Below are 21,780 nucleotides of genomic sequence, written 5' to 3' on the forward strand. Positions count from 1 at the left end.
TTTATCATTCCCCGACTTTCAAAGACATGATATTCATCATTTCACAACCGGGTTGCTATGCTTTTCTTTACAAAATAAAACGTCTCCGGGGCTTTATGCCGGGAAACAAGAATCCGGATAAAATCCGCAACAGGAAAAGAATTTTGAATCTCTTTTAATAAAAAAACTAAAAAATGAAAACTGACATCCATTTTGTAAAACTGAACACTGACAAAAAACTTGAAGCTCTCACCGTGAAAAAACTGCATGTCCTGACCAATAAATTTGACTGGGTTATTAAAGCCGATGTCTTTTTTAAACAGGACCCGTCCTCCGGCGGCAGGGGTAAGATCTGTGATATCCGGCTCAGCGTACCGGGGCCTGAGATATTTGCTTCTTCCAATGAAACGTCCTTTGAAATTTCACTGGCCGAAACACTAAATGATGTAAAACAACAATTGAACAAAAGAAAACACCAGATGAGTCCCCGTTGACGGAACTTTTTCAACCGCTAAAAATAAAAATCATGAAACGAATCCTCCTTCCCACCGACTTCTCAGACCACGCGCAGAACGCCATTGCCTATGCCACGGAACTGTATAAACACGAAGAATGTATGTTTTACGTGTTGAATATATTTAAGGTTTACAATTATTCCACCTCCAACATGATGTACCCGGAGCCCGGAAATCCGGCTTATGATATTGCTTTAGAAGAAAGCCGGAAAAATATAAAAGATACTGTACGCCGGTTAGCATTTGCCAAAAACCCAAAACATTCTTTTGAAGGTCTTTCCAAAAATAATTTTCTCCTGGACGCCATAAACCATCTTGTAGAAGAAAAAGGTATAGATATGGTAGTTATGGGGACCAAAGGCGCCAAAAACGCCAAAGGAATAAATTACGGGAGCAATGCTGTGACCGTCATGGAAAATGTTACCGCCTGCCCGGTCCTGGCTATTCCTTCCCAGGCTGAATTTACGGGATACAGGGAAATTATTGTTCCCACTTCCTACGAATTGCCTTATAAAGAAAATGAAATATCTCCTTTATTAAATATAGCGAGGGAATTTAAACCGACAATACGGGTATTACATATCAAGGAGAACGAAGAACTTACGGAAACCCAAACAGGGAACAAAAGACTATTGGAGGAACACCTGGATGGAACCAAATATACCTTTCATTCCCTCACCAACATTGAGCCTGCCGTGGGAATAAGCTGTTTTACCGAAAGCAGGAATGCCGATCTTATTGCACTGGTAAACAGGAAACACAGTTTCTTCTACAGGGTAATAGAAAAACCGGTGGTAAAAGGCATTAGCTTTTATACCAAAACCCCCATTCTGGTTATGCATATCCAAAACCGCTGATAATCCATAGATAAAAACGACATGAGAATCAACAATGTATTACCGATAATTCTGGTCTTATCTTTCTTCATAAGCGGTTGTTCCCGGGAACAACCGCAAACGATCGGGGAGTTGCTCAAAGACCCCGTACAGCGAAATGAAATCATAACTGCTATGTGTAACGACCGGGGAATGACAGGAGAAATTATGGAACATATCACTAAAAACGAATACGCTATACACCTGTTGAACAACGACTTTAAACTGACCCGGAATATGCTGGAAAACAACCGGGAAGCAGCAAAAGGTACCATGCAGCACCTCATAGATATGATGGGCAGGGACAGTGTTTTTTGCGAAACTATGAGTTTTATGATGATGAGCGATGAACACATGCGTACCGTAATCTGCAATATGTGTGATTGTTCTCCGGATAGTGATAAGGATCATAAAAGCACCCATTGATAAAAACAGATCATTGCCAAGCTGATGTTTTACGTAACATCAACTATTACGATTCCACAGGGAGAACGGAACAATCCTTATTCAGGCCATACAGCGAGGAAACCGCACGGAAGATAGACACCGAAGTACAACAGATCATAGATAATGCTTATGAAAAGACCTTTCAGCTCCTGGTCAATCACCAGGATCGCCTCCATACTTTTGCTTTGCTCAGCAAATGACCGTTTTTATCTCGCACGGATTCGACATTTCTGACATATCCTTCTCTGAAATGTCTGCGAATATAGGAAAACACATTACCGGGTAATTTATTCATCATAAAAAACCGTATGGTTAACCGGTTTAAAAATAATTCCCAAAAGACCAGCTGTCAATGACATTTATCATACACAAAAAGCTCATTTATAGCTACTTTTAGGATCACATTTAATATAATTGTCATGCAACAACCAGGAAAAATCCAAAATGACATTTACGCTCTTTTAACAAAAATCGAAGAAGAGTATCCCGAACTATACTTGTTGCTGGACGAAAACCCCATAACTATTCCGTATATGGAGCAGCCGCGACTGGACAATGAAATTTTTTCCCGATATTTAGACGACCTAAAACACTTGCTGTATCATTACGAACACGGTCATCAAAAGATCAGAGCATGAAGAAAATTGCCATATTGACTTCAGGAGGAGATGTTCCGGGCCTGAATGCCTGTATCCGGGCCATAGTGAAAGCCGCTTCCTACCATAATATAAAAACTCTGGGGATAAAAGGAGGATTTGAAGGTATGATTACCGGGGACTTTATGCCATTGCATCCTCCCGGAATAAATCATATTATACATCTCGGGGGAACTATTTTAAAATCTTCCCGAAGCGCCCGGTTTAAAACCGACGAGGGACGCAAAGCAGCTTATCACCGGCTCCGGGAAAACGGAATAGATGCCCTTATACTCATTGGCGGTGACGGTTCGCTAAAAGGAGGTCGTGTATTTTGCGAAGAGTATAAAGACATTCCGGTCATAGGTATCCCGAAAACCATAGATAATGATATTTCCGGAACAGACTATTGCATAGGCTATGACACCGCTCTCAACACTGCCATGCAGGCCATAGACAAAATACGGGATACCGCCGAATCTCATGATCGCATTTTCATCGTAGAAGTGATGGGAAGGGATGCCGGCTATATTGCTTATGGCACAGGAGTGGCTTCCGGAGCAGATGGTATCCTGATTCCCGAAACCACAGCCGATCTGGAATATTTACAACGCAGTTTTGCTAAAAACAGGAACAGGGAAAAAACATCTCTTATCATTGTCGTAGCAGAAGGCGATGAAAGCGGAGGTGCCATCACCATAGCGGAAAAGGTTAAAAAACATGCGGCGGGAAGGGATATCCGGATATCTGTTCTTGGCCATATTCAACGGGGAGGTTCCCCTACGGCTTTTGACAGGATACTTGCCGCAAGACTGGGAGTTGCAGCCGTTGAAGCCTTGCTGAAGGGAGAAAAGAACAGTATGGTTGGCATTATAAAAAATGATCTTTTCACAACGCCGCTTGCAAATGTAAAAAACAGGAATATGAATATAGACAAAGATGCGCTGAAATTCCTGGAAATATTAACGACATAAGAGATCTTGCTTTCGAAAAAAACATGTCTGCCATGATTACAACATATCTATAACTCTTTGCAACTTATTTTTCACCTCCTCCGCTATACCGGCAAGTGCAGTATTTCCGATCCCCTGCATGGAAATAACAGGGTCAATTGCTGCTACTTCCACTAATCCGGGCGCTTTTTCCTGTACCACCACATTACACGGCAGCATTATACCGATCTTATCTTCTTCCTGCAGGGCTCTGTAGGCAAATGCCGGGTTGCACGCGCCTAATATTTTATAGTTCTTAAAATCTACATCCAGTTTTTTTCTAAGCGTTTCTTTAATATCAATAGTGGTGAGTACGCCAAACCCTTCTTCCGATAGTTTTCCGGTTACCTTTTCAACGGCTTCGTCAAAAGAGATATCCTTCAGTATTCTTCCATAATAGTATTTCATGACAACATTTTTATTTTGTTATCTGTTTTCTGCAATATTTTTTGTGATTCTTCGGGACTTCACAACCAACAGGAAAAATGACATTAAAGCAACAGGGTAATAACCTCGTTGTGTTCCGGAATGTAAGTGTCCCACGAATACACATCTTTAATCCTTTCCCCGAAAACCCGTGCGCTTTCCGGCTCTCCGTGGATGAGAAAAACTTTCTCCGGTTTTCCTTTGATTTCAGACAGCCAGTTCAATAATTCCTCCTGGTCTGCATGGGCCGAAAGAGAGTCCATGCATTCTATTTTGGCACGCACAGGATAATATTTACCAAAAAACTTAATTTCCTTCGCACCTTCCTTCAGGTCTCTTCCCCTGGTCCCTTCGGCCTGAAAACCTACCAAAAGTACGGTAGTGCTTTCCTTATCTATCAGCTGTTTTAAATAGGTCAGCACCCTACCCCCGGTTACCATACCACTTCCTGCAATCACTATTTTTGGTTGGGTATTATCTATAACATTCCAGGTTTCCCGGTAAGAGTCTACAATTTCCACATAGTTCAATATGGATCTGAACTCGTCCCGGCTTACCTTGTGCCAGTCCAAATACTGTAGAAAAACCTGCAGTACCTGTTCGCCCATAGGTGTATCTATAACAACGGGGATACGGGGTATCTTGTTTCTTTTGTACATCTTCCACAAAAGATATATCAGCACCTGCGTCCGCTCTACCGCAAAACTGGGAATAATAAGGTTCCCTCTTTTGTGTATGGTTTCCCCGATTATAGTACCCAGTACTTCACTGGCATCTTCGCGGGGATGGAGCCGGTCTCCGTAGGTAGATTCCACAAAGAGATAATCGGCCTTATCCGGTTTCCCGGGATCAAACAAAAGCGGGTCCCCGGGCCTGCCTATGTCCCCGGAAAACACAAGGCGTTTGCCGTATAGGTCCATTTCTATAAATGTCGCTCCCAGAATATGACCGTTATATCGGAACCGGACGGCAATATCTCCTGATAAATGTATCCAATGGTCACGGGATTGTACTTCCAGGTGCAGCAAGGTTTTTTCCACATCCTCCCCGGTATATAACGGCAGGGCCGGGTGGTGCCTGGAAAATCCCTCTTTATTGGCTCGATCGGCATCTTCTTCCTGTATTTTAGCACTGTCTTTTAATATGATCCGGGTTATGGCCAGCGTAGGTGCTGTACCGTATATCTTACCTTCAAACCCCTGTTTTACGAGCCTGGGCAAATATCCTACATGATCCAGGTGACCGTGAGTCAGGATTACAAAATCCAGATCCGCCACATCAAACTCCATCTCCTGCCAGTTCAGTTCCCGCCATGCTTTGGTTCCCTGGAACAATCCGCAGTCAATCAGGACCTTCAGATCTGATGTCTCTACCAGGAATTTGGACCCCGTAACAGTGCCGGCGGCTCCCAGGAAATGTATTTTAACCTCTTTTTTCATTCTGCCGCGTGATTTACATTACACAATGCACATATTTCCCGAAGTATATTTTTCTTCCGTTTTTCGGAAACACCAATATGATCGAGCATAAAGGATTCTTTGTGCAAATCCCTGCATAGTACGATACCTTTATCCAGTAAAAACTGTTTTTCCCGTTTTGTCATTAAAGTCGAAGATGTGACAGGATGCAACCCGAGACGGTCTATTCTGTCCTTCAGACTATTTTCTTTCGGATGGTCCCAGCTCAACAAATACAATCCGGCACATTGAGCATATTGCAGGGCATCAGAAGTAAAACGGGTATTGGTCACCACCCAGGGTTCTGTCATATCATTTTCACCATTTTTCTTCCAGGCACTGTTTATGTCCAGGAACCTGGAATGGATATACAGGGGAATCTTAACATTGCATTTCCGGCCCTGTTCGCTATGAAATTTGCACTCTACAAGGGTAATTGTTCCGTTCTTGCCTGCAAATACATCAACCTCATGGTTTACGCAGGTTCCCGGAACTACCTTTCCTATTTCATTTTCATAGCCCGAATAACGTAACACAGCTCCAATGAACTTCTCAAACGGGAACCCCGTAGGCCCCAGTTCAAAAATAGCCTTCTTGAGCTTGTATTTAGACGCAAATACAGGGGTGTCTTTCCGAAGCATGGCAAAGGCCCGGTTGTAAATCTCCCTGGTGGAAATACCGGGGTAAAGTTCATTGTGAACCGTTCGGATAATATGCTCTATAAGCTGCCCTCCCGCCCCGGTGTGCTTCAGGGAAGCACGCAGTTTCTCATAAGAAAAATCGGCCTGCTCTCCCGAGGCTTTTGTAATTGTAAACGATTGGGTATGGTCCATATTTCCGGTCAGGTATTGCGATCTTACCTTTTTTAGCTATAGTATCAGTCACGGTTAACGGAGACAAAAAAGTTCCGTACCAATGCTCTCACCTGATTCTCTGTCATACTATCAGCCTTTTCTACACATCTTACTTTTTCTCTTAAAGGTTTGTGGTCATTCTCCAGGTATTCGGCAAATTTATGCCCTACAGCCCCGGGGCCGTAAATAGCTATGACTTCCGCATCCCTGATCTTCGTGGCCAGGTCTTCAAAATACCTTTTCATCTGGTGTTTTCTCCTTTCCGTATACTTGCTGTCCTGGACCACATCTTGTGGACCCCACCTTGTTTTGGATCGCGATCCCCCTACGGGCCTGTAGGCCTCTATGTTTGAAATTACCGTTTCCAGTTTTTCATCACCCTTTTCCATGGTGACGAGATGGGCTTTTCTCCTGTCCATCCAGATACCTACATTCTTCATAAGTCTTTGATTTTTAGATTACATTTTTGTGTTCCGGGCTTTCGGATAATATATAAATTTAAGAATAAATACCCGGTTAATCAATTTTACGAGCGATACATAACGAGTAGGGGAACTTTGCCATGGTGCCCCAGCCCTTTGAGTACAGGTTTTTTGATCATTGTACGGAACAAACTCCGCTTTTGGTTCATAAACGCTATCATGTCCACATCTTCACGGCTTTCCGTAAAACAACGAATCGCCGTTTCGGTATCTATATTGGTCAAAGCATGATAAAAGGTTTTTATCCCCTCCAGCCTTACCATAAGACAGGCTTTGTTATCGCGCTGTTCTTCATCCAGCTCTTCCTTGTCCCCGATATGTAATATTCTTACGATGCATTTGTGTTTTCTCGCCAATTCCAGTAGCGGACTGATATCCTTTCTTTTATAGGAATTTTTAAAGGAAGACGGAAATACGATCCCTCCGGGAATTTTAAACTCGGCAGATTCGGGTACTGCCAGTATGGGACAGTTGAACACACTTTCCATTACCGCAACGGTATTACTGCCAAACCATCTTTCTTTAGCCCCGGTTGCCCCCCGGGTACCCATAACGACCATATCGATATCCTTTGCGGCTATTATCTCCCTGATAACTTCAACCAGGTGACCATACCTGGAAACCATTTCAAAAGAATGATCTTCGTTTACCCCTGGGAGGTTAAGAATATCAAAAAGTTTTTTCAATCCTTTCTGCGACTTTACAAGTGCTGCCTCATAAGCAGGATGGGCTGCCTGTAAAACCATCATATTTGTCGTACTGCCGGAACCAAAGGTATGGAGCAGTATGACCTCACACGCCTCATCCCGGAACAGTTGAACAACATATTCAGCAGCTTTTCTTGCATTGGCGGAAAAATCGGTGGGAACAAGTATTCGTTTCATCGGACCTGTCTTTATTAGTTTAGTAATAGGTATTTTATACATCCTGTCGTACCGGACAGGGAATAGGGATATCTCATTATGGTTTTACCCCACTTCTGGTCTCTTCATATCTTTGATAAAGATCATGTTATATCCGGTATCACCAGAAAAGGGACCTTTGTTCTGAAAACCACATTTCTGATTACCGGTTCCCGGAATAGCTTCTCCACAAAACTGTGTTTATTGTTTATCATGGCAACCATCCCGATAGACTTATTTTCGGAATACCCGGCAATAACCTTGGATATATTGCCGTATTTAACAATTTCTTCCTGGGTAAAGGTTAGATTCTTTAACAGCCTTCCCAGTTTTTTCCTGTTCTTTGCCTGTACATCGTTTAGTTGTTCTTCTTCTGTGATATACAATATCCTAATTTTCGCCCCCCACAACCTGGCAATTTCCTTCAGGGGCTTTAATCCGGGTTCTTCATAAGTATTTTTAAAATCCGTGGGAAATAGTATTTCATCCGGAAGGTCGTAATCATACTCCGCGGGAACGGCTACCACCGGGCAGATATCCATGTTTTTAATTACCTTCAGTGCATTGCTTCCCATAAAGATCTCTCTCGCCGCCGTAGAGCCTTTTGTCCCCATAAAAATGTAATCCACATTTTTGGAGATTACTGTTGTCCCTATGGCATTAACCAAAGAATCATATATTATTTCCCTTTCGTAAAAATGTTTCGGGTTCGTGTTTTTTATAGAGATTTCTCTGAACAGGTCTTCCATCATTTTTGCAGAAAAACTATTGGTTCTCCCGGCGTTTAAACTTGTCAGGTTCGTGTCCTGTGCATTTAAAAGATAAAAAGTACATGCCTCCCTTTCAAAAAGATATATGGCATATTCCATAGCTTTATGAGCATTGACGGAAAAATCGGTGGGGATCAGTATTTTTTTCATATGTCTGTTTTTGTGGTTTTTCAACGGTTACTATGGAACCTTTTACAACTTAAATAATCTTAAAATAGACGCGGCAATGATTATTCCGGATACCGGTTTATTCTTTTTGATTATTTTGCAGGAGTTCCCTGAAGTACCAGAAAAGGGATCGCCAGTTTAAACCCGATGGTATCGATATTTTTTCTCCGCAACAATCTTCCCAGGAAAGAATGTTGTCGGTGCATCATAACCAGTAAACCGTAATGATTCTCTCTTAAATGATCGTCTATTGCGGCGGGGATGTCCGTATCGTTGACAACCACAAAGTCAAAATCGACACCCGTTAAGAGTTCGCTTAACCTTTCCTTGTTTTGCTGTTCATTTTCCGTCCAATCCAGGTCTTCTTCCACATGAAGTACTGTAATTTCGGATTGATACTTTTTTGCTATTTCCACCAGGGGCACCAATTCTTCTTTTTTGAAATGCCTGAGATAGTCCGTGGGAAACAGTATTCTTTCCACTCCTTTATATTCGTACCTGTCGGGAACGGCCAATACCGGGATCGTAGCTTTCCGCATTACAAAGACAGTATTGCTTCCGAATAAGATCCGCCGGGCCCCGGTAGCTCCTTTGGTTCCCATAACAATCATGTCGATCCCTTCATCCCGTGTAAGGTCCCTGACCTCATCCGTAAGCAGATCAAAGTCCGAATGCGAATAAAACCTGTGTTTTTCATTGGGAAACTCCCGGTGAATCCTTTCCATAGTCGTATCCAACCCGGATAAAGTGTTTTCTATTATCCCGTGATAATCCACTTCGTAGAAAGCAGGCAAATAAGTGTGCAATACATAAAACTCGCACTCCTCTTCTTTAAACATCTCCAGGGCGTATGCGATGGCATTCCAGGCATTGTCGGAAAAGTCCGTGGGTAATAGTATTTTCTTCATTTTGCGGTTTTTATATACCGTCAAAAATAACCTTACCTCAGAACAAAAAACATGATAAATATCAATGTACCGCTGTCTTATATACTGATATTTATCATTTTACACCCGGAAAATTCCATATACATTCGACACAAACATTAAAATTAAGAAAAGATGAGACATTTTATTTTTTGGACACTGTTGCTGTCGGGTATTACCCTTTTCGCACAGCAAATTTCCGGGATATCGGGAATCGGGGAACTTTCCGATGATCTTATCGCTGTTGAAAAAAACGGGGAATGGGGATTTATTAATCCCGACGGTGACCTGGTTATCGGTTTCAGACCGGACATTGTAGTTCATGGCAATGCTCCTGCATTTAAGGAAGGGCTCTGCCTGATAAAGGAAGTTAAAGAAGGTATAGCGTATTACGGGTATATGGACCAAACCGGAAAAACAGTTATATCTCCCGTATTTCTCAATGCTACTTCTTTTGATAATGGCCTGGCCTTTGCCATTGTAACGAGTAGAACGGTCCGCGGAAAAAACGAATACATGGACAAGGATATCATTGCCAATGAATTTGACGAAGTGATCATAAACCAAAAAGGGGAAGTCGTTCGGTATTTAAGACAGATCAAGGGAGTCCTGTTAACGGAAAAAAGATATAAACAGCCCAAAATAGAGGCTAAAGTAATATCTCCCCGTCTTATTGGTGTAAAGGACAAAAACGGAACATGGAGTATTTATAAACTCTAAACCATAGGACTTATATTCCGGGATTCAGGCTAATCCATTTTAAAGGTTACAACAGGCCATTTTGCCCGGTTTGCCATATCTTCCGCCAGGCTTCCCATAAAGAAATGGGCCAGGCCTCTTCTACCGTGGGTTAACACAGCAATGACATCAGCGTTTTCTTTCCGGCTAAAGGCAGAGATGCCATGCTCCGTAGTATAGTCGTTCCAGTAATTCACGTCTTCCAGCCTTTTGTCCCTTCCTTCGGCATTGAACAGAAATTCCCTTGCCTTTTCCTCGATCTGCAGGGTATCCCTGAACGATTCCCCGGGTAGATTCACATACAACATATGTACTTTACTCCGGAATAAAGCAAAGAATTTTATGGCTTTCCGGAATGCGTGAATGCTTCCAGGCTCAAAATCACAGGCCAGGACCGCTTTGTTTATCTTAAAACCTTTTATACGCTCTTTTATAACCAGTACGGGAAGATCCGAATGACGTACCACTTTTTCCGTATTGGAGCCCACGAACATGCCAAACGTTTTTCCGGCACCATGTGATCCCATGACAATAAGGTCTGCTGCTTTCTCTTTTGCTACATCGTTTAATTGCGAAAAGTCCTTGTAATTTTGCACCACACATTCCGTTTCTATTCCTTTCATATAGCTTTTGGACAGCAATTCATCGAACTTTTTACGGGCCAGTTTCATATAATACATGGCCTCGGCATATTCCTGGTATTCATTTTCCGTAAAAAAGGTACGGGATACCCCTACCATATGAAACAATAAAATTTTGGCATTTTGCTCCTTAGCTATGGAAGCTGCAACTTCCAGGGCGTATTCGGCATAGTCCGAAAAATCTGTGGGAACGATTATTTTTTTCATCAGTTTAATTTTTTGGTTGGAGATGCATCACTCCATACCGGGCCATCCCGTATAAAGTGGTTTTCCCCTATCTTGTTAGTAGAGATTATTACTTAACGTGAATAATGTCGGATGGAAACACTTTCTTCTTATCTGTATTCAGCCTGCTTATACATGTTCTCTGCCCGGTCATCCTCTAAAACCGGGGATCTATTTAATCTTCCTGTTTTGTTGTTTCTCCTGTTTCCGGAAATATCCCCGGAACAAAAAGTTGTGCTTCAAGGCTTCCATATTCTCGTTAAAACGGCCGGTTCCCTCTTCTATGTTATGCATGGTGGCTTCCAGTTGACGCACCAGGAGTGTATCCGTTGCAATATAATTCAGGGGGCCTTTGCCGTCCCTGAGTTCCAGGACCACATCATTGAGGTTTTGGACCATATCGTTCATTCCGGTACTCGATGCCTCCAGGTTGGTAATGATATTCTTTACCTTCTTTCCTGCAAGGGTATCCTGCAAGAGTATTCCCGCTACATTTTCCTTTTGGCGGATGTCCTTAATCATTCCATCTAACTGACTAAAAACATGGTTTGTACGGTAACTGGCTTGTTTTAAATTAACCAAAGTCTGCTGAAGATCTGTCGCCATTACCGTATCGTTCAGCAACCGTCCTAAAGTTCCTTTTCCCTGAGTGAGCGAACGTGTGATCTTTAACAGGTCGGCCATAAGCATCGCGGCATTCTCATTTGTGGTACTCAGGGTATTCAGCATGTCTTCGGTACCTATCCTGGTGTAGGAAACGATCTGGTCTCCGTCCCGTATCGTCTCTGTCGAACCCGTACCGGGGATAATATTCACAATCATATTTCCTACCAATCCGTCAGAACCTATGGTGGCAATAGCATCTTTCCGGATGAATCCCAGCATTTTTTCCTCGATAACCATATAAATCCGGATAGCGGTATCACTTTCCATTTCCATAGCCTTGACCGTTCCCACATTAATTCCGGCAAACCGGACATTATTTCCTTTCTGCAACCCGTTAACATTGGTAAAAACCGTATTTATGGTAAAACTCTTGCGAAACAGGTTCTGGTTGTTTCCGATAAGATAGGCTGCGGCGAGGAGGAAAAGACTTCCTGCTATTACAAAAACCCCTAACCGTACTTTTTCTGAAGCTGTCTTTGTCATGATGTTGTTATTTAAAAAAGGCTCTGATCTTCGGGTCGGTAGCCCTGTATAATTCTTCATAACTTCCTTCGGCATAATTGATTCCGTCTACCAGGAGTATCATCCGGTCGGCAATAACCCTGGCACAATCCACGTCGTGGGTGATGATCAGTGACGAAGTGTGATATTTTTCCCGGATGTTCCGCATCAGTTCTATGATCTCCTTGGCTGTAATGGGATCCAGTCCGCTGGTAGGTTCGTCATACAAAATAATCTGTGGTTTCATGATCAATGTCCGGGCCAGGGCCACCCGTCGTTTCATACCCCCGGAAAGTTCTTCGGGCATTAAGTCCAGGGTATGGGCAAGTCCTACATTTTCCAGGGCTTCGACAACCATATCCTCCATGCCGGCTTTATCTCCAAACCTCTCTTTATGCCTTCGCAACGGAAATTCCAGGTTTTCCCTTACCGTCATGGAATCGTAAAGGGCGCTTCCCTGGAACAGGAAACCGATATCGGCACGAAGCACATCCAGTGCTTCCCTGTCCAGTTTTGTTATATCCTTCCCCATGATCTCAATACTGCCGCTGTCTGCCCGCATAAGTCCCACCAGGCATTTTACCATTACGGTCTTACCCGATCCGGATTTGCCCATGATTACCAGGTTTTCCCCTCTGAAAAGTTTCATTTCAAAACCGTTCAGCACATGATTTTTTTCAAAAGCTTTCCGGAGTCCTTTGATATCGATGACTACTTCACGGTCTTTTCCGGTATGGGATATTACAGTTGTCATATTTTTTTCTCCTTTCATAATTCGTAAAATATATCCGAGATCAGAACCGCTACGAAGTCCAGTATAAAAATGAGCATGGAAGCCATGACTACCGCCGTATTGGCAGCGACACCCACTCCCACGGTACCCCGGGCACAATTGTACCCTTTGAAGCACCCCACGAGACCTATGGCAAAACCAAAGAAAAAGGTCTTCACTGTGGCAGGGACCAGGTCACTAAACTCCAGCGATTCGAAAACCTGGTTGAAGTACAGCATAAAAGAGACATCTCCTTTTATGTGTTCTATCAGGTAAGAGCCGTACAGGGCTAGGGCATCTCCGAAAATGACCAGTAAGGGAATCATGAGTGTCGTAGCCATAATCCGGGTAACGACCAGGAATTTAAAGGGGTTAGTCCCGGAAACTTCCATGGCCTCAATTTGTTCGGTGACCCGCATAGACCCCAGTTCTGCCCCGAAACCGGAAGCGATGCGCCCGGCACAGATAAGAGCTATGACCACCGGGCCTATTTCCCGTATAATGGAAATGCTTACCATGGCAGGCATCCAGGACACGGCACCGAATTCCTGTAAGGTAGGCCGTGTTTGCAGGGTCAGTACCAGACCGATGATAAAACCGGTTACTCCTACCAGGGGCAAAGACCGATTGCCTACGTTATAACATTGACGTAACAATTCCCCGAATTCAAAAGGGGGCTTCCATACTTCGGCAAAAAAACGCTTTCCGAAAACGAAAAGCTCCCCCGTTAGCTGGAAAAAGTCCGATATTGGCTTTACACCCGACATATACTGTGATTATTTCTTCAAAGGTATATTTCAGACAGTATTGCGGAAATGATTAATATCATACCTCTGCACTGATATTTATCATTCCGTAACCCTACACATAACAATACCTTAGCAAGGTTTACTAAATAGCATATACCATGAAACCAATCATCGACAACGCGCATCTGCATTTTGAACATAAACTCTGGGAGAAAGAGCTCCTGTTCCGGGAGGACGAAATAGTCTCTTTTGAAAACAGGCTGGAGGAAATACAGCAAAAATGGACAAATGACAGGGTACTGGCAGAAATGGGACAATTTCAGAACCAGTTTATACTGCACAAGGGTAAAATAGAAAGCCTGAAAAATAAAATAGAAGCTCATGAAATCGGTATCGCCGGTCAGTTTATGGCCAATGAAGATGCTATAGACCGGGTAGCGCTGAGATTTCACCAGGACATGAGGGAAAAAATGGATACGCAGCGTTCCATCTACACCGATCTGAAAAAACGCTTTTTTTCCTTTTTATCCAAATACATGTAACCAACAATTACAAAATGACACAGAATTCATTCCTTACCCAAGAAGAAAAAGCATTCCTGCAAGGCCCGAGAGATCGTATAAAGGAGTTGCTTTTTACTATTAAGGTACAGTACAGTTTTATACGTGCTTTCCGGAAAATGCACTTTATAGGTCCTTGTGTCACTGTTTTCGGCTCCGCCCGTTTCGAACCGGATAATCTCTATTATAAACAGGCGGAAGAAATAGGAAAGGCCCTGGCGAAAATGGGTTTTACCGTAATGACAGGCGGCGGCCCCGGTATCATGGAAGCTGCGAATAAGGGCGCTTATGAAAACGGGGGATATTCTGTGGGATGCAATATCATTCTGCCTCATGAACAGGAAGCAAACCCTTATCTGCACAAATGGATAGATATCCCGTATTTCTTTGTCCGGAAATTTTTGCTGATAAAGTATTCCTACGCCTTTATTGTCATGCCCGGCGGTATAGGAACACTGGACGAACTGTTCGAGGCCCTTACCCTCATCCAGACCAAAATGATAAACCATTTCCCGGTTGTTTTGTTCGGGAAAGCGTATCACAAGGAACTCTACGAACACATTCAATTAATGGCCAGGAACGAAAGCATTGATCCGGAAGACCTGAAATTACTTTTTATTACGGATTCCGTGGAAGATATGGTCAATCACCTGAACACCCAGGCCATTCAGAAGTTCGGCCTGGTCAGAAAAGCCTATAACACCAAATGGTGGTTTGGAGAAACCGGCGGAAGAAGACGGTATCAGGCGCCTCTCGTCCAGCCAAAAGGATAAAAAAATAATATCAAAAATTACAGCTATGACTGCAATATGGTTATTTTGGACGTTGATCATCTCTTCCTTTCCTGGTGAGGCCCCGTATTTTCCACCGGGGACAATGCCTACAACAAAGGATTCGATGGAAAAACACGCATGTATTTCCCGTGATGTCACCATAGGAGAATATTTTAATTTTATGGACTCGCTGGTCTCCCGGCATGCCCCGGAAATCAACTATCCGCTTACCGAGCATTTGCTGGTACGTGCAAATCCGTGGGTCATAGACACCCTGGCCAATACGGACTATTACCGGCAAATAGCCAAAGACTCTTTTGTGTATGACCAAAAGAAGATGATCGTGTTACGGGCAGGTGATTCTCTTATGATCCCGGATTCCACGGCTGTACCCCGGCTGTTAAACACTTTTGAGAACGCGCTTATCGACATCAATGTTCCCGAATACAAACTTCGTATTTACCAGGACTCCCTATTACTGTACACATTTCCTATACGGGTGGGCCAAAACACCAGAAAATACCTCGCCATGGGAAATCGCATTACCAACCTCCAAACCGCAAGCGGCAAAGGGACCATAGTAAGACATGAAAGAAACCCTGCATTTTATAACCCGGTTAACGGAAAGCGTTTTTACCTGACCAAAAGGGATGATGGCAAAACTACCGTAATGCCGCAAATTCCCTGGATAGAAACGGAAATAAACGGAGTGCGTAACGGGCAGATGATCCATCCCACAACCAATCCGGAAACCCTGGAAAAAGCCTATTCCAACGGTTGCATAGGCACTAAAGAAGCGGATATGTGGTATATATATTACTATGCTCCTATAGGGACTATTATTCATATCCGATATGATTTGAATATTAAAGATGAAAACGGAAATAGTATTTCCATAAAGGACATCTACAATAAGAAATAGAATTCCAATTTTGTGCCTTTTGAGGATACTGCAATATCATATGATAGAAAAGTAAATGTAACCAAATTTGATGATGCCCTCTTTATTTACTTACTTTTCATGCAAAATAATTATTTTTCATGTTGAACTCATCCTGACTTTTTCTATTATCTACAAAGTTATTACCAACACACCAATAAGCTCCCTACCTGCCGGCAGACATTCTCTAGATAGGGGATACAAATCGAGGAGTTATTGAAATTGATTTTTTGCCGTGTAATAAGATTTTTGATACTTTATTCGTCCGGGACTTCAAAACACACTTTGGCGTTTACCCTGTATTCCGAAATCCGGTTGTGTTCAATGACTGACTGCATATCTTTAATATACACGGATCCGATGTTTTTAACCGTTTTGGACACTTCCGGAGGAATCCACTCCATTGCCGGGCTTATTACTATCCCGGCACCGGACCCCTGCAAATAAAGCGATGAAGACTTTTAACCACAGCCTTCCCGCTACCAGTTTCTGTAAATAAACTGTTAGTGATTTAAAGGTTTTTGTGTCCGACATCCGATTTTATTTTGGAGTAAAGGCAGGGACGAAGTTCAGACTTGAAAATAGTTATGTACTATGGTTGCCAAACCTATCACCAGGATCAAAAAAAGCACAAAGCCCCGGAACTGATCATGTGTAACCCGGTTCAATATTCGTTTACCGATATAAGTTCCCGCTATACTTACTACCGTTAGTATAGGAATAAGATAAAGGTCGTGCCGGTGTATATAACCATTAAAAAAATACACGACACTCCTGCTCATGTCGATCGCCAGGTCTATAATTGCCGATGTTGCTATAAACCGGTCTTTTTTCAGGTTAAAAGCAGCCATGGTTATTCCTCTTATAGCTCCCCCGGTTCCCAGAAGGCCTGCGCTCAGACCTGAAAATATCCCTCCTAAAAAAGCATTTTTGGTTTTCGGTTTTATATACAGGTTCTTAAAGATAAGGAACAAAGAACTCAGAACAACAAGAAACCCTCCCAGGATATAAGTGAGTAATTCCACATTTATATATTTGCTCCAGTAAGCCCCGATGGCAACGAAGACCACAGCAGGAATTCCCAGGGCTATTACCAGTTTCTTATCGAACCCTTTTCGGAAAAAAGCTATCTTGGTTACATTACTGGAAAGGTGGAATAACGCGGTAATGCCAAGTACCGACTGAAAATCGAAGAAATAATTAGCTACAGGGACAAAGAAGACGGAAGAGCCGAAGCCCCCTACTGTTCCCAGGATTTCCGCGATCAGCGAAAGAACTATAAAAACGGGTAAATACTTTATCACGTTAAGTATGTTAAAAATAGCTTTTGTATTGAAACACTATACTGGTTTATTCCCTGAATTCCGTACGAAAGTTGCAATCGGCGGTTTTTTGAAGATAGGCCATCTCAAATGCCTTTACGCTATAAACAAGACCTTTATTTTCTTCACAATAAGGACCTGTACGGATTTTCCGCTAACCTCATTTTTTATATTTTCCCCCGATCAGGTATTTTCTGTTTGTTTCCTTCATGATATGGCTCACGGTATGAATTATTTCTTTTTTCAACGTTTTAAAATCAAGGAATAATTCCTCTACATTTTTCTGTGTCTTCCTGTGATTTGTCTTCACCTCCCTTTCTTCATAAGGCTGGTCAATACCATCCACTAGCACAATGAGTTCATTTAAATGATTTTGAACCTTCTTTATGTAAAAAGGTATTTGTTTCTTATAATCAGATAATCTTTTAACCAATTCTTTGCCCTGTATATACTTTTCAACCATACTTGGTTTTATAAAGTAAACCCCGAGAAGTTCTTCGAGAAAATGGATTTCCGTATTCATAAATTCCAGTTCGGAATACCATTTCCTGGAATCTTCATGCATTTCTTCCGCACTCTTCCATTCTATATATTTCAGATTAGTATACCGTGTCATCTCAAATCGGATTTAAAGTTTGAAAGAAACGGAGACAGCAGATTCTCCGTTTCCTGTTGTTCGGTTAGTCAACCTCAATAGCTCTCGGAGAAGAAACTTTGGCATCTTCCTTTTTAGCCAGGTTAAGCCGGAGTATTCCATTTTCATAGGTAGCCTTAACTTCTTCTTCCTTTATACTATCGGGCAGTAATAAAGACCGGTAAAAAGAATTGTAATTAAACTCTTTACGGGTGTAATTGTCCTTCTTTTCTTCTTTCGATTCTTCTTTTTCGGCACTGATGTTCAGGTAGCCGTTTTCTATGCCAATCCGGAAATCCTTTTTGGAGAGGCCCGGAACAGCCAGTTCAATTTCAAACTCGTCTTCCTTTTCCTTAATATTCAAGGCCGGTTGTTCCAGTATGGTCCCGTCCGGAAAACCATTCCTGAAAAAATCATCCATGTCGAAAAATCCGGACACCCCGGAATTAAACCAGGGCAACCTGTTGCTGAATTTAATGAGTGACATAATCTTATTTTTTAGGTTAAACAAATTATGACACTAAATTAGCTTTGATTTGTGTGAAGTAAAATGATAAAAATCAGTACTGTAAAAAAAGAAGACCTTTATATAATAGAAACTATCAGGATTTTGTTTTTGGTCCCGGGTTATCGGGGACAGCGAAGTATAAAATTTGATTCCTTATTCTGTCTTAAAAGCATGTTTAAAAAGAAATATCCCATTGTACCCGGAACCGGAGTTTATCATCTATACGGTGATTTTCCACTTCGTGATCAAAATGACTGATCTCCAGTGTAAGCTTGTTCTTATGTTCTTTAAAAAACCAGTTAAAGGCCAGGGTTACTTCTTCCTGAAAGTCATTTTTCCAATCGACATCCGGTGTAAAACGGGCATATCTGCCGGCAATTTCCAGTTCTCTCGGCCACCATTCAAACGTAGAATTGACCAAATACCCTGCTTGCAGATAAAAACCTTCCATTGTGGTCATATCATTTGTTTCGGTCAGGCGATCTATGATATCCTTATGGTGCCATTCGGACTGCCAGCTGAAGCCGTTGTAAACGAACGCCGTTTCCAGGTTATATTGATTGACCCTGTACTGGCTGGCAGCACCGTCTTCGAAACCGTGCAGGAACCCTCCCCCGGACTGGGAAAACCTGGTGTACGGGCTGCGGTTGGTAATTCCGGCAAGAGCGATAATGGCCTGGGGTTTATGATGAAAGTTAAAATCACTGCTCTTAAAACCCAAATCTTCGCCCAGAACGTTCCACTGTACTCTTCCGAAGTACATTAGATGTCTGTCATCGTTAAATTCGCTTCCTCTCCCCGTACCTGTAAATACTCCGGCCCAATAGCTAAAATCCAGCATTCCGCCATTTTTAAGCCTTCCATAAAGTTCTATTCCCTGTTGCCTGTCTACGGTAAAAGGCCTGTTTATTATGGAGCGGTCCATCATTCCCTGTTCTCCACTACTTATACGACGCTCCCTGGAATATTCCACTTTCCACTGTCCTATTTTCAGCTTAAGCCAGTCCCATTTCTCCACCATAACCCTAAAGTCTAAAAGATTAGACCTTTGCAGTTCGTACTCCCAGTAATATTTAAGCCAGGGTTGGTATACATTCCCTCCTACTTTTAAACGCGCACGGTTTACTTCAAACAAGTTGCTATTTCCCGTGCCATAATCGTCAAAAGTAACAGGATCCTGATCATCGGGGGTTGCAAAGCGAAATTGTACACGTCCCTGTATCTGAAGAAGATACCGGTTATCTGAAGATTTCAGTTCAAATCCCTTGTTGCTGTAATCTATTTTCCACGATGGTACCGTGTCTTTTTCTACCTGCTGTGCAGACACGGGAAGCACAAAAAACAGGCAAAGCACCAGAAAGTTATACCAGTAAAAAGAGGTGTTATCCGTCATTGTTAAAACAAAACTTTAAGCGTATGATCTATTAATCTCCAGGGAAACAACATTACACGCGCTCCTGGAGAAAAACAGATAACAAAAAAGTGTTTATCCTCACAAACACACTGGTACGCAGCACATTAAATGATGGCAAACACCCGAAAAAAATTAAAAACCAAAAGTACGGAATTCCGATATAAAATAAAGCCGGTTTTATTAAAAAGTTAATTTTAAGTTAATGAACTCATCGTTCAATGTAATGCGAATTAAGAATCAGATTTTCGTTTTAGTTAAAGATTAGTCCGTTGTGGTTTTTCCATAAAAAACAGTCGGGTTATTAGGTTACTGAGTTATTGAATTATTCCATTCATGGGTATTGCCTAAATAACTCAATAGCTTAATAACCAATAACTAAAATGCAATTTCCCCGCCAGACGAGCAGGATCGTTTATTAAATATACCCCCAGAAGATTATAAATATTGAATTTCACCCTTAATTCGCATTAATGTAGCATTACACTTAAGAGACCAAGTGTATATATCAACAAGCCTGAGGTCCGTGCGGACTTCAGGCCTGTAGTTTTATATTACCGGGTAAAAAAGAAGATTATTTATCGTTGTTATTATTCATAAACTTCCGCTCCAGTTCCTCCTGTAGTTCTTCCATAACAGGTTTTACGGTACTTTCCGGAAGGTCCGCTATACGTATGTACATCAGGCCGTCTACAGAATTATTAAACAAAGGGTCCACGTTAAAAGCAACCACCTTTGCATTTTGTTTTATATATTTTTTGATAAGTACCGGCAGGCGCAGATTACCTGGTTCCACTTCATCGATAATCCTGTCGAACTTATTCAGGTCCGCTTCCGTTTCGTCGAAAACAAAATCTTTATCCGCATCTTTAAGCTTTACCTTAAATTCTTTCTTCGGTTTTATATACTGCGCTACATACGGATCGTAGTAATTGGATTTCATGAATTCGATCATCAGCGATTTCGAAAAATTCGAAAACTGATTACTGATACTCACTCCTCCTATCAGGTATTTGTGTTCCGGATATCGCAATGTCGTATGTACAATTCCCTTCCATAAAAGGAAAAGTGGCATTGGTTTCTGCTGGTATTCCTTAATGATAAAAGCCCTCCCCATTTCTATGGATTCGCTCATCATTTTATACAACTCCGGCTCAAAACGAAAGAGGTCCTGTAAATAAAAACCATCTATACCATACGAAGCAAATATCTCCGAACCAAGGCCCATACGGTACGCGCCAACCATTTTTTTCTCTGCATTATCCCATAAGAACATATGATGATAATAGGTATCGAAATGATCCAGATCAACTGCCTGGTTTGTTCCTTCCCCAACCTCGCGGAATGTAATTTCCCGCAATCGTCCGATTTCCTGTAAAACATGCGGTATACGTCCGGAAGGGGCCAGGAAAACCTCGTAATCCTTACTTTTTAATAATCTGCAGTCATTTTCCCGCAGTGCATTAATTTCATCGTCCATCAGATCAGGCGCTACCGGCGTAATTATCTTTTTAGGTACTTTCGGAAGCTTTAGTGAAGCAGGAACCTTTTTCAGAAGACTTTCTTTCTGATACGCATTCGCCAGCATGTATGTTTTTTTCCTCAAAAACTCGGTGAAAGAATCCAGGGTATCAAACTCTCTTTGCGTATCTACGGAGATCGGCCTTCCGATACGAACCTTAATCACCCTGTTTTTCTGTGTGAGTAATTCGGATGGCAATTTCGCGGTGCGTAATGTATCGCTGATCTTGGCCAGCCTGTAGAACAAACGGCTGTTCTTGGCGTGAAAGTAAACCGGGATCACCGGCACTTCTGCCTTTTTAATAAGTTTCATTGCTGCTTCTTCCCAGGGTTTATCTACAATCAGCTTCCCGTCCCTGTAGGTAGATACTTCTCCGGCCGGAAATATTCC

Annotated in this window: 27 protein-coding genes (1 of these 27 cut by a window edge); 10 read left to right on the plus strand and 17 right to left on the minus strand. The window is 42.3% G+C overall.

Translation table 11 applies throughout. The annotated features are described in order from the left end of the window. The first annotated feature begins 173 nt into the window (after window positions 1–173). From ACVBDU_RS22255 to pfkA, 6 genes are all read left to right on the plus strand, one after another. The gene (locus ACVBDU_RS22255; RefSeq protein WP_447181875.1) at window positions 174–473 is read left to right on the plus strand and encodes an HPF/RaiA family ribosome-associated protein; all 300 of its coding nucleotides are present in this window, start codon (window positions 174–176) and stop codon (window positions 471–473) included. Window positions 474–505: 32 nt separating this feature from the next. Beyond that, complete coding sequence (locus ACVBDU_RS22260) at window positions 506–1,351, plus strand: universal stress protein (RefSeq protein ID WP_447181876.1); 846 nt, start codon at window positions 506–508, stop codon at window positions 1,349–1,351. Window positions 1,352–1,372: 21 nt separating this feature from the next. Next, the gene (locus tag ACVBDU_RS22265; protein WP_447181877.1) at window positions 1,373–1,795 is read left to right on the plus strand and encodes a hypothetical protein; all 423 of its coding nucleotides are present in this window, start codon (window positions 1,373–1,375) and stop codon (window positions 1,793–1,795) included. Continuing rightward, window positions 1,792–2,016 carry a hypothetical protein gene (locus tag ACVBDU_RS22270; protein ID WP_447181878.1) on the plus strand — a complete coding sequence of 75 codons (225 nt, stop codon included), beginning with the start codon at window positions 1,792–1,794 and terminating at the stop codon, window positions 2,014–2,016. Before ACVBDU_RS22265 ends, ACVBDU_RS22270 begins: the two co-directional genes overlap by 4 nt. 219 nt (window positions 2,017–2,235) lie before the next feature. Continuing rightward, a complete protein-coding gene (locus ACVBDU_RS22275; RefSeq protein ID WP_447181879.1) occupies window positions 2,236–2,454 on the plus strand; it encodes a hypothetical protein in 219 nt (72 codons plus the stop codon). Then, entirely contained in the window at window positions 2,451–3,425 is a 975-nt protein-coding gene (gene pfkA / locus ACVBDU_RS22280) for a 6-phosphofructokinase (RefSeq protein ID WP_447181880.1), read from the plus strand. Before ACVBDU_RS22275 ends, pfkA begins: the two co-directional genes overlap by 4 nt. A 36-nt stretch (window positions 3,426–3,461) precedes the next feature. On the opposite strand, the gene ACVBDU_RS22285 is transcribed toward pfkA, so the two are convergent. The 7 genes from ACVBDU_RS22285 to ACVBDU_RS22315 form a co-directional block, all read right to left on the minus strand. Beyond that, the gene (locus ACVBDU_RS22285; RefSeq protein WP_447181881.1) at window positions 3,462–3,851 is read right to left on the minus strand and encodes a DUF302 domain-containing protein; all 390 of its coding nucleotides are present in this window, start codon (window positions 3,849–3,851) and stop codon (window positions 3,462–3,464) included. 83 nt (window positions 3,852–3,934) lie between these two features. Beyond that, complete coding sequence (locus ACVBDU_RS22290) at window positions 3,935–5,308, minus strand: MBL fold metallo-hydrolase RNA specificity domain-containing protein (protein WP_447181882.1); 1,374 nt, start codon at window positions 5,306–5,308, stop codon at window positions 3,935–3,937. Next, entirely contained in the window at window positions 5,305–6,159 is an 855-nt protein-coding gene (locus tag ACVBDU_RS22295; RefSeq protein ID WP_447181883.1) for a PDDEXK family nuclease, read from the minus strand. The genes ACVBDU_RS22290 and ACVBDU_RS22295 overlap by 4 nt, the downstream gene beginning before the upstream one ends. Before the next feature lie 44 nt (window positions 6,160–6,203). Then, window positions 6,204–6,620, minus strand: a complete 417-nt coding sequence (locus tag ACVBDU_RS22300) for a hypothetical protein (protein WP_447181884.1) — start codon at window positions 6,618–6,620, stop codon at window positions 6,204–6,206. An 86-nt stretch (window positions 6,621–6,706) separates the two neighbouring features. Continuing rightward, complete coding sequence (locus ACVBDU_RS22305; protein ID WP_447181885.1) at window positions 6,707–7,546, minus strand: universal stress protein; 840 nt, start codon at window positions 7,544–7,546, stop codon at window positions 6,707–6,709. A 122-nt stretch (window positions 7,547–7,668) separates the two neighbouring features. After that, window positions 7,669–8,484, minus strand: a complete 816-nt coding sequence (locus tag ACVBDU_RS22310) for a universal stress protein (protein WP_447181886.1) — start codon at window positions 8,482–8,484, stop codon at window positions 7,669–7,671. A gap of 110 nt (window positions 8,485–8,594) precedes the next feature. Next, a complete protein-coding gene (locus ACVBDU_RS22315; RefSeq protein WP_447181887.1) occupies window positions 8,595–9,410 on the minus strand; it encodes a universal stress protein in 816 nt (271 codons plus the stop codon). Between the two features lie 153 nt (window positions 9,411–9,563). Between ACVBDU_RS22315 and ACVBDU_RS22320 the strand changes: the two genes are divergently transcribed. Next, complete coding sequence (locus ACVBDU_RS22320) at window positions 9,564–10,148, plus strand: WG repeat-containing protein (RefSeq protein ID WP_447181888.1); 585 nt, start codon at window positions 9,564–9,566, stop codon at window positions 10,146–10,148. Between the two features lie 29 nt (window positions 10,149–10,177). On the opposite strand, the gene ACVBDU_RS22325 is transcribed toward ACVBDU_RS22320, so the two are convergent. From ACVBDU_RS22325 to ACVBDU_RS22340, 4 genes are all read right to left on the minus strand, one after another. After that, window positions 10,178–11,014: a universal stress protein gene (locus tag ACVBDU_RS22325; protein ID WP_447181889.1), complete on the minus strand. Its 837-nt coding sequence runs from the start codon at window positions 11,012–11,014 to the stop codon at window positions 10,178–10,180. A 189-nt stretch (window positions 11,015–11,203) separates the two neighbouring features. Next, window positions 11,204–12,181 (minus strand): MlaD family protein, encoded by a 978-nt coding sequence (locus tag ACVBDU_RS22330; RefSeq protein ID WP_447181890.1) that lies wholly within the window; start codon window positions 12,179–12,181, stop codon window positions 11,204–11,206. 7 nt (window positions 12,182–12,188) lie between these two features. Further along, window positions 12,189–12,953: an ABC transporter ATP-binding protein gene (locus ACVBDU_RS22335; protein WP_447181891.1), complete on the minus strand. Its 765-nt coding sequence runs from the start codon at window positions 12,951–12,953 to the stop codon at window positions 12,189–12,191. A 14-nt stretch (window positions 12,954–12,967) separates the two neighbouring features. Then, the gene (locus tag ACVBDU_RS22340) at window positions 12,968–13,738 is read right to left on the minus strand and encodes an MlaE family ABC transporter permease (RefSeq protein WP_447181892.1); all 771 of its coding nucleotides are present in this window, start codon (window positions 13,736–13,738) and stop codon (window positions 12,968–12,970) included. Between the two features lie 140 nt (window positions 13,739–13,878). Between ACVBDU_RS22340 and ACVBDU_RS22345 the strand changes: the two genes are divergently transcribed. The 3 genes from ACVBDU_RS22345 to ACVBDU_RS22355 are packed head-to-tail and all read left to right on the plus strand — an operon-like array spanning window position 13,879 to window position 15,975. Further along, window positions 13,879–14,262 (plus strand): hypothetical protein, encoded by a 384-nt coding sequence (locus tag ACVBDU_RS22345; RefSeq protein WP_447181893.1) that lies wholly within the window; start codon window positions 13,879–13,881, stop codon window positions 14,260–14,262. Window positions 14,263–14,276: 14 nt separating this feature from the next. After that, window positions 14,277–15,053, plus strand: a complete 777-nt coding sequence (locus ACVBDU_RS22350; protein ID WP_447181894.1) for an LOG family protein — start codon at window positions 14,277–14,279, stop codon at window positions 15,051–15,053. A 25-nt stretch (window positions 15,054–15,078) separates the two neighbouring features. After that, window positions 15,079–15,975, plus strand: coding sequence for a L,D-transpeptidase (locus ACVBDU_RS22355; protein ID WP_447181895.1), 897 nt, complete (start codon window positions 15,079–15,081; stop codon window positions 15,973–15,975). A gap of 275 nt (window positions 15,976–16,250) precedes the next feature. Here ACVBDU_RS22355 and ACVBDU_RS22360 read toward each other — a convergent pair whose 3' ends face one another. From ACVBDU_RS22360 to ACVBDU_RS22385, 6 genes are all read right to left on the minus strand, one after another. Then, entirely contained in the window at window positions 16,251–16,397 is a 147-nt protein-coding gene (locus ACVBDU_RS22360) for a dodecin domain-containing protein (protein WP_447181896.1), read from the minus strand. 165 nt (window positions 16,398–16,562) lie between these two features. Then, entirely contained in the window at window positions 16,563–17,297 is a 735-nt protein-coding gene (locus ACVBDU_RS22365) for a sulfite exporter TauE/SafE family protein (protein WP_447181897.1), read from the minus strand. Window positions 17,298–17,475: 178 nt separating this feature from the next. Next, complete coding sequence (locus ACVBDU_RS22370; protein WP_447181898.1) at window positions 17,476–17,931, minus strand: hypothetical protein; 456 nt, start codon at window positions 17,929–17,931, stop codon at window positions 17,476–17,478. Between the two features lie 64 nt (window positions 17,932–17,995). Next, on the minus strand, window positions 17,996–18,436 hold the full coding sequence (locus tag ACVBDU_RS22375; RefSeq protein WP_447181899.1) for an Hsp20/alpha crystallin family protein: 441 nt from the start codon (window positions 18,434–18,436) through the stop codon (window positions 17,996–17,998). Between the two features lie 196 nt (window positions 18,437–18,632). Beyond that, window positions 18,633–19,850, minus strand: a complete 1,218-nt coding sequence (locus ACVBDU_RS22380; RefSeq protein ID WP_447181900.1) for an OprO/OprP family phosphate-selective porin — start codon at window positions 19,848–19,850, stop codon at window positions 18,633–18,635. 592 nt (window positions 19,851–20,442) lie between these two features. Continuing rightward, window positions 20,443–21,780, minus strand: partial view of a lysophospholipid acyltransferase family protein gene (locus tag ACVBDU_RS22385; RefSeq protein ID WP_447181901.1) — the 3' portion only. The gene runs 474 nt beyond the window's last position; 1,338 of the gene's 1,812 nt are visible here — the last part of the coding sequence; the start codon falls outside the window, past its right edge; the stop codon is at window positions 20,443–20,445.

The organism is Sinomicrobium endophyticum, assembly GCF_052983315.1.